Annotated in this window: 7 protein-coding genes; 1 reads left to right on the top strand and 6 read right to left on the bottom strand. The window is 34.4% G+C overall.

What is annotated here, in order from left to right; translation table 11 throughout:
- The first annotated feature begins 267 nt into the window (after positions 1-267).
- On the top strand, positions 268-2,268 hold the full coding sequence (locus SOM12_RS20255; RefSeq protein WP_320495143.1) for a heavy metal translocating P-type ATPase: 2,001 nt from the start codon (positions 268-270) through the stop codon (positions 2,266-2,268).
- A gap of 39 nt (positions 2,269-2,307) precedes the next feature.
- Here the strand turns inward: SOM12_RS20255 and SOM12_RS20250 are convergent, their stop codons facing one another.
- The 6 genes from SOM12_RS20250 to SOM12_RS20225 form a co-directional block, all read right to left on the bottom strand.
- Positions 2,308-2,706: a tautomerase family protein gene (locus tag SOM12_RS20250; protein WP_095927589.1), complete on the bottom strand. Its 399-nt coding sequence runs from the start codon at positions 2,704-2,706 to the stop codon at positions 2,308-2,310.
- 53 nt (positions 2,707-2,759) lie between these two features.
- On the bottom strand, positions 2,760-3,410 hold the full coding sequence (locus tag SOM12_RS20245; protein ID WP_320495142.1) for a VOC family protein: 651 nt from the start codon (positions 3,408-3,410) through the stop codon (positions 2,760-2,762).
- A 196-nt stretch (positions 3,411-3,606) separates the two neighbouring features.
- Entirely contained in the window at positions 3,607-4,023 is a 417-nt protein-coding gene (locus SOM12_RS20240) for a hypothetical protein (protein ID WP_095927587.1), read from the bottom strand.
- Positions 4,024-4,232: 209 nt separating this feature from the next.
- Entirely contained in the window at positions 4,233-5,375 is a 1,143-nt protein-coding gene (locus SOM12_RS20235; protein ID WP_320495140.1) for a cytochrome-c peroxidase, read from the bottom strand.
- A 216-nt stretch (positions 5,376-5,591) separates the two neighbouring features.
- On the bottom strand, positions 5,592-7,055 hold the full coding sequence (locus SOM12_RS20230) for a hypothetical protein (RefSeq protein WP_320495139.1): 1,464 nt from the start codon (positions 7,053-7,055) through the stop codon (positions 5,592-5,594).
- On the bottom strand, positions 7,042-8,502 hold the full coding sequence (locus SOM12_RS20225; protein ID WP_320495137.1) for a RagB/SusD family nutrient uptake outer membrane protein: 1,461 nt from the start codon (positions 8,500-8,502) through the stop codon (positions 7,042-7,044). Before SOM12_RS20225 ends, SOM12_RS20230 begins: the two co-directional genes overlap by 14 nt.
- Between the last annotated feature and the right edge of the window lie 2 nt (positions 8,503-8,504).

Raw genomic sequence — 8,504 nt, 5'->3', positions numbered from 1 at the left:
AAATAGTTTCTTTCTAGTGTTGAATCATGACTGTTATTTCTCATCGCAACAAAATTTATTAAAGGTAAATTTTGTTACCGAAATATCTAACCTTTACAGAAATGACATAAAGTGAGAAAAAAAAACTTTGTGCCTTAGCGTCTTCGTGGCAACAAACTTTACCACAAAATGCTTAATTTTAGGACATTATTTAAACAATAACTTCAGGCATTAAAAACGTGAAACTTTAAACGTGAAACTTTAAACCTGAAACTTGAAACTCAAAAAATGATACATCAAGATAAAGAAGTAAAAAATAAAAAAAATAAAGTCAAACCTTCTTGCTGCTGTTCACATGACGAGCCTGTGCAGACTGATAATGATGGGCACAATCACGAAGGACATGATCATGAACACAATGCAAACGGAAGTCTTTTTCAGTTGTTTCTGCCATCAATTATATCTTTTATTTTACTGCTAATCGGAATTGGTTTTGATAACTATTTTCCGCAAGAATGGTTTACAGGATATGTTAGAATTGTCTGGTATGCAATTGCGTATCTTCCAGTCGGACTTCCGGTTTTGAAAGAAGCTTACGAAAGCATTGTAAAAGGAGATGTTTTCTCAGAGTTTTTTCTGATGTGTATCGCGACAATCGGAGCTTTTGCCATTGGAGAATATCCAGAAGGTGTTGCTGTTATGCTATTTTACACTATTGGAGAAACCTTTCAAGGAATGGCGGTTAGTAGAGCAAAATCGAGTATTAAAAGTCTGCTCGATCAACGTCCAGATGAGGTGCATATTTTAGAAAACAATGTTGCAGTAAAAGTCAAAGCCAAAGACGTTCAGATTGGAGCGATTATTCAGCTTAAAGCGGGCGAAAAATTAGGTTTGGATGGCGTGTTGTTATCCGATTCCGCTTCGTTTAATACAGCCGCTTTGACGGGAGAAAGTAAACCAGACACTAAAAAGAAAGGCGATACCGTTTTGGCTGGAATGTTAAACGGAAGCACTATTGTCGAAGTAAAAGTAACAACAGCTTACAATGACAGTAAATTGTCTAAAATTCTAGAGTTGGTACAAAATGCCACAACCAAAAAAGCACCTGCCGAATTGTTCATCAGGAAGTTTGCCAAAATATATACACCAATTGTAGTATATCTGGCCATTGCGATTTGTCTTTTGCCAATGCTTTTTGTAGACCATTATATCTTTAGTGATTGGCTGTATAGAGCTTTGGTTTTCTTAGTTATTTCGTGCCCTTGCGCTTTGGTTATCAGTATTCCGTTGGGTTATTTTGGCGGAATCGGTGCTGCAAGTAAAAACGGAATCTTGTTTAAAGGCAGTAATTTTCTTGATAGTATTTCCACAATTCAGCATGTCGTAGTTGACAAAACGGGAACGATGACCGAAGGTGTTTTTAAAGTGCAAGAAGTTATTATAAAATCCGAATTGGATAAAGACGAAATTTTAAAACTCGTTAATGCTTTAGAAAACAGAAGTACACATCCTGTAGCAACAGCCATTCATAATCATGTGGGACCAGTTGATTCTTCGGTAGAATTAAAAGAAATCGAAGAAATTTCAGGCCACGGATTAAAAGCAACTTACAACGGAAAAGAATTGCTTGTAGGGAATTTTAAGCTTTTGGATAAATATTCCATTTCTTATGATATTGATCCGTCTTCAATAGTTTATACCACAATTGCAATTGCTTATGAAAGTAAATTTGCAGGTTATCTGACTATTGCAGATGAAATTAAAGAAGATGCGAAAGAAACGGTTTCAAAACTAAAATCTTTAGGCGTAAAGCTGACTATGTTGAGCGGAGATAAATCGAATGTCGTTCAATTCGTAGCAGATAAGCTTGGAATTACGAAAGCTTTTGGTGATTTGCTTCCAGAAGACAAAGTGAATAAGGTTAACGAAATTAAGGCCCAAAACGAAACGATTGCTTTTGTGGGCGATGGAGTAAACGATGCGCCTGTAATTGCTTTAAGCACGGTCGGGATTGCAATGGGAGGGTTAGGAAGCGATGCTGCCATAGAAACTGCCGATGTCGTAATTCAGGACGATAAACCAAGTAAAATTGCAATGGCAATCAATATAGGGAAACAGACTAAAAAGATTGTCTGGCAGAATATTACGCTTGCTTTTGTGGTTAAGGCTTTTGTATTAATTCTTGGCGCGGGAGGACTTGCCACCATGTGGGAAGCTGTTTTTGCCGATGTTGGCGTGGCGTTATTAGCGATATTGAATGCAGTAAGAATTCAGAGAATGAAGTTCTAAAATAATAAAAGCCCAATTCATACGAATTGGGCTTTTTGCTTATTTCTTTAAATGTTTTTGCTCTTGAATTTCCCCATTGCCAAAAGACCAGTTTTCATGACCATTATTTTCCAGTAAAATAATAATTATGTTGTTGATTAGTATTTCAGTTGAAACCGAAATTTTCGAAGCAATTTGGTGATATAGTTTTTTCTTTTGTTCTAAAGTTCTTCCTTGTCCCGCGGTTATTTGTACATAAACTATTTCTTCACAATGTGAAATTCCTAAATAACTTTTAGGATATTTTATCTGATGTGTTTCTAGTTCTTCAATTACATGAAAATAATCATCTACAGGAATATTAAATTCTTCAATTAAAGATTGATGAATAGCTTCAGAAATAGTATTTTTTGTTTCAAGCGAAAGTTTTTTTGGAAGACTTATTCTAACAAATGGCATTTTGATTCATTTTAAAGTTGCATAAAAATACAGAATTTAGAATTGCTAGATTATTAAAACTTCAATTCAATTATGTTTTCATTATTCTCTAAAGTTATTTTTACCGGATTACTTTCAGAAGGAATCTGAGTTGGATACCAATTTCTAGTCGGTTGAACTAGAATTAATAAACCGTCATGATCGCCAATTGCAGCAAATTTATCGGTATTTGTATTTTGAGAAAAGAAATGCAATCCGTGTTCTTCAATTAATTGATTTCCTAATTGTAATGGACTTTCCGTAACAATCCCGATTTCGCTTATGTTTAAAATAGAAGCAGAGTTGAATTCACCAACTTGTTCATTATTAAGATCATGTCTAGCAATGAATTCGAGTAGATTTCCGTTGTGATCAAAGAAATAAATAGAATGCGCATTCCAATTTTCGAAGTTAGTAACGACACTTTTATCTTCCAAAACAATTAAATCCACTTTATCGTTGCACCATTGAATGGCTTCTTCAAGCTGATTTTCAGGAATGTTAAAAGCATAGTGATAAATAGAATTAAAATCTGGATCTTCTACAAATTTTAAAATAGAAGTTCCAGCTTGAAATGTGATCGATTTTTGGTCATTTTCCAGAATAGAAAGTCCAAAAAGGTTCTGGTAAAATGCTTTCGTTTTTTGAATATCGTTTGTTTTGATTTGTATTTGATCTATTCTCATGACAATAATTTTTTATAAAAGAAAAAGCTTCTTTTTGATGATAAACAAATTTAAAAAATGCCAATGTTATTGAGCATGTGGCGTTATTTTATGCATCAATGGAATTATAGTAATTTACTATTTTAATTTTAAATAATAATAAAAAAAAGTCCGTAACAAATCAATAATTACGGACTTTATTATTTCTAAACTGAGATTAAGCCATGTCTATTAATCCTCTTTGTACAAAATAGTGATTGTCATTTTTTACCAGATAAAATTGAGCTGCAAATCCAGAGGGCTCATCCATATAAGTTACGCTTACATCAAAATATCTTGATTTATCGTTTTCTTCAGCCCAAATAAAATCATCTAGAATTCCGAGGTTATTTAGCCATTCTAGGTTATTAAACCATTCTCTTCCTTCAAAAGATTCGTCTTCTGCAATTTCGTGAATCAAGTAATGATCACGCCAAATTACGTGTATAGATTCTTCCCAATCATCATAAACGTGATCTACAATATTTTTGGCATTATCTAATTCGCCTTTCTTTAAATAAGCGAAAAATTCTTCTACTAAATTCTGAACTTCTTGTTCAGTTGGTTTTTCTTTCCAGATTTTGAGAGAGCTCATAATGTTGTTTGGATTAAGTTTTTAAATGGGACTATTCTAAAATTTTTCTCGTTAAATGTATGGAAATTTATATTGCAATTTTTTGAAAATAATGAATTAAAAAGAAGTTTTTTATATTTATGAATCAAAATAAAAAGCCCATTTCTCTTATGAAATGGGCTTAACAGATTTGTAAATAGTTGGGGCAAAATACAAATCAATTAACTAACTTATTTTGGCATTTCGGGAATCATTATTCTTCTGGTTGGCGTGCTTAAAGTTTCAATAAAAGCCAGTAAATCACCCATTTCTTCTTTGCTTAAATTCAATTTTCTAAGCATTGGATCTGATTTTGGAATGAGAGAATCTCGGGCTGTTCCTAGATATTTTTTTTGAACAGGCGAAGGATTTCCTAAATTGTACAATTCTACAACATCCAATAAAGTTGGAAAATGTCCGTGATGCATCCAAGGTTTTGTGTTTACGACTTCACGGAGCGTTGGCGTTCTAAATTTGCCGATATCTTTTACATCTTTCGTCACATTATAGCGTCCGAAATCTTCATTTTTTGTGCCAAATAAAGTTTGGCCATCATTATGAAACTCATTATCGCTGAAATAAGGGGTATTATGGCAATTGATGCATTGTGCTTTGGTTCTAAACAAATGCATTCCTTTTACCTGCTGATCGTTATAAATGTCTGATTTTCCGCTTACAAACTGGTCAAATTTACTTTTCGGACTATTGATAGATCTTTCAAAAGTGGCAATCGCATATTGAATTCTCTCTAAAGTCACTTTTTTATCTCCAAAAGCAGCCATAAATAAAGAATTATAACCTTTTATCTTGGCTATTTTATCAACGGCAATCGTCAGTTTTTCATTCATTTCTAAAGGATCAGAAACAGGAAATTGCGCTTGATCTTCTAAGCTAGAAGCTCGTCCGTCCCAAAATAGAGAGGTTGCGTATGCCGAGTTTAAAATCGTCATAGAATTGCGTTTTCCAGTTTGGCGATCATGGCCAAAAGAGCGCGTTAGATTGTCTGTCCAGCCCAATTCTGGATTGTGGCAAGAAGCACACGCAATTTGTCCGCTTCGTGATAATCTCGGATCAAAAAATAAAATCTTTCCCAAACTTTCTTTTTCCTTAGAATACGGATTGTAAGCAGGATAAGGAACGGATGGCAAAACGCCAATATCCTGAAATTTAGATTTATCTACGTTTTCATGTAATTCTGCAGCAGGCCATTTTGAAGAATCTCCGCTAGAATACAATTTTCGTAATTCCTGAATATCTGTATAATCAGGACCTTCAGCTGTTTTATAAGCCGATAGTCCAAGCAGGAATAGGAGAGGGAAGATTAGTTTTTTCAATTTTGTTGTTTTTTTTTGTTTCAGGTTTAAAGTTTCAGGTTTCAGGTTTTCAGTCTCGGTCTCAAGTCTCAGTCTCAGTCTCAGTCTCAGTCTCAGTCTCAGGTTGTCTTAGCTTCCATAAACTTTGTCAAAGTTTTAAACTTTGACAAAGCTTGGACATTTCAGACTGTTAACTGCGACTGCGACTAAAAACTGAACACTAAAAAAAACTGACCACTAAAGAGAAACTTCTTTAGGACAAGGAATACTCAAAGCCGCAGGTTTCGGATACGTCCTGTTATTGTACATTCTGTATTGTGTCGAAACTGTTCCTCCAAACAGTTTGTCATTTGTCAGTTTTAATTCAAATGAAATTTCATATAAACCATTGCTGATTTCTTTGTACGTTCCTTCTCCTGAAATGGCAATACTATGTGTATTTGTTGCGCTAGATCCAATTGTAATATCTTGCGGAATTACGAGAACAGTTCCTTCCGTTTTGCTGTTTCCGTTGGCTGGGAAAAATTCCAAAGCCGAAGTAATATTAAATCCTGGCGAAATAGCAGCAGAGTTACTTTCGTTAGAAAACCATCTTTTTAAACCAAAAGAATTCACAGTATTGGTTCCGCTTGAGACGTTAAATCCAATTTTGAAAGCATCGTGATAAATATCATCATTAGGATTTGTAGTTCCTTTATCGCTGTATAAAATTGCATTTGGATCGTCTTTTGTCACGATAACTGGAAAAGTTAAAGCGTTGAAAGTCATCCATGAACAGTTTCCATTGTTGTTAAACCAATGTTCGCCGTATGTTAGATAAAACGCATTGGTCGGATCTGTAAATTTAGAAGCGGGATAGGTATTAACATCTCTTGGCGTTTTTATTGGTTTTACAATGGTCAAGTTGATGTTTCCTGTTGCAGTATAATTCGGAATATTTACAAGCGTTAATTTAGACTCGTAGCGAACATCATCATTTTGAAGATCTTCTAAAAGAGTTAAATGATAGGTTACGGAAGTTCTATTATTGCCATAATCATCATGAGTTAGGGAATATTCGAATCCATTTTGGAATTTAAAAATAGATGCATTTTCAATTTCCTCAGGGAAAAACCCATTCGGATAATTGACTATAAAATCGATTTTTTCGCCTACTTCTCCTTTTATATTGTATTGCGTTACCGGAAAGGTGTAATTGGTTGCAATAGTTCCTAAATCAATTTTGAAAGTAGTGTTTGGATATTCTGTATTCAGGTTTCCAATATGAATATCAGGATCAGAAACCGTTTCTAATTTTAATGTAATATTCTGGCTTTGAGTCCATCTTTTATCAAACGAGACATAAATAGTATCTGTTAATTTGCTGCCTTGAAAAGAAAGCTGATTGACAGGATTTACACTAAAACTGTCGCTTGCACCGTTTGTTTCGGCACTAAAATTGGCCGTAACAGTTCCTTTCAATTCGCGTGTTGTTAGAGCCACAGGAACTTTTAAGGTTTTTACAGATTTGTTTTCATAAGTAGACTGCGGAACTAAATTCCCGTTTACGGTTGGGTATTCTAGAGGTGTGTTGTCACTTTTTACTAAAAAATTAAATCGTAAAAAAGGATCAATGTCTGAGCCTAATTTGTAATCATCTTTAGAACATGAAATATATAATAGTGCTGTAAATAATATACTGAATATCTTAATACGAGTCATTTTGCTGCAAGTTTGGGTTAAGATTAGTGTTGAATGTTGGTATTGGCAGTACGTATTTTAAAGACGGATAAGTAAGACTGCAAACCGTAGCAATACAGCCATCATTTCTGGAAACATCTTTATGCATTCTGGCAATATCAAAAAATAGGAAACCTTCAAAGCATAATTCTTTTCTTCGTTCTAAAAAGATATTTTCTTTAAGATTGTTTGTACTGGTCAATAGAGTTGCATTGGCGCGGCCACGAATGATGTTAATATCTGCCATTGCCAAATCGGCTCTGTTGGTTTCTAGCGCTGCTTCGGCACGAATCAAATACATTTCGCTAAGCCTAGAAGCTACATAACCCGCATTGTTCTGGAATTTTTTGGTAAAATTGTAATTAAGATTGGTCTGAACGCCGCTTACTATTGTAAAAAGCGATTTTGTTAAGAACAATTGTTTTCTTAAATCTGTGCTTTCGTAAAGATCAACTAAATCATTTGAAGCAGTATATTTTTCAAAATTTGTATCTGTAGTATAGCCAAAAGTCTGAGTCATTGAGGAAGAAACATTTCCTTCCGTGTCTTTTGGAATAGAAAACTCCAACAAAATTTCAGATATCGGAAGATCTGGTTTTTCCCATTCTGCAATTAAAGTTTCTTTGCTGGTTAGTACAACGCCAGAATTGGCAATTACATCATTTGCCATGTCGTAAGCATTGGCCCAATCTCCTTTTTGAAGATAAACTCTTGCCAATAATGCTTTTGTATTTTTTCTGTTAAAGAAAGAATAAGCAGGACCAGAAAGGAGTGAAGCGTCTGAATAACTATCGATAGCCGTTTGTAAATCATTTATAATTAAAGTATACGTCTCGGCAGCCGTTTTTCTGGCAGGATATTGTATGCCAGATTTGATAGATTCTGTGCTGTAGATAATTCCTAAATGCGATGCATCTGGAGTATATTTATAATCTTGGCTGTAAACAAGAGATAAAAGAAAATGCGCGTAGGCTCTTATTGCCAAAGCTTCTGCTTTTATTTGGTTTTTCTCTGCCTCAGTGGCGTCGGTTAGGGCAGGAGTAAATTCTAAAATTAAATTTGCCTGATTGATTATATCATAACTGCTATCATAAAATGATTTGAAATTACTGGTTAGCGCTACATCTTCAAAAGAATAAACTTGCTGCAGATTTATTGCTGGAGAAATTTGACCTCTAGAGCCTCCCGTTGCAACTGGTGCAAATTTTATATTACCGCCCTGCAAATCAGCATAAGCAGCGTAGCGATCAGGTCTTACATTGGCTTCTACTTCGGTGTAAAGTCCTGTAAGCGCCTGTAAAACTCCTGTTTTGTTCTGTAAAAGTTCGTCTATAGAAGTTTGTGTTCCAGGTTCTTGTTCTAAAAAGTCACTACAGCTTTGTAATGAAAGCATTAGAAAAAATATAGATAAGTATTTTGAATATTTCATTT

Origin of the sequence: Flavobacterium sp. CFBP9031, assembly GCF_034044945.1 — a bacterium.
Lineage (GTDB): Bacteria > Bacteroidota > Bacteroidia > Flavobacteriales > Flavobacteriaceae > Flavobacterium.
This window is presented reverse-complemented; position numbering and strand designations above follow the sequence as displayed.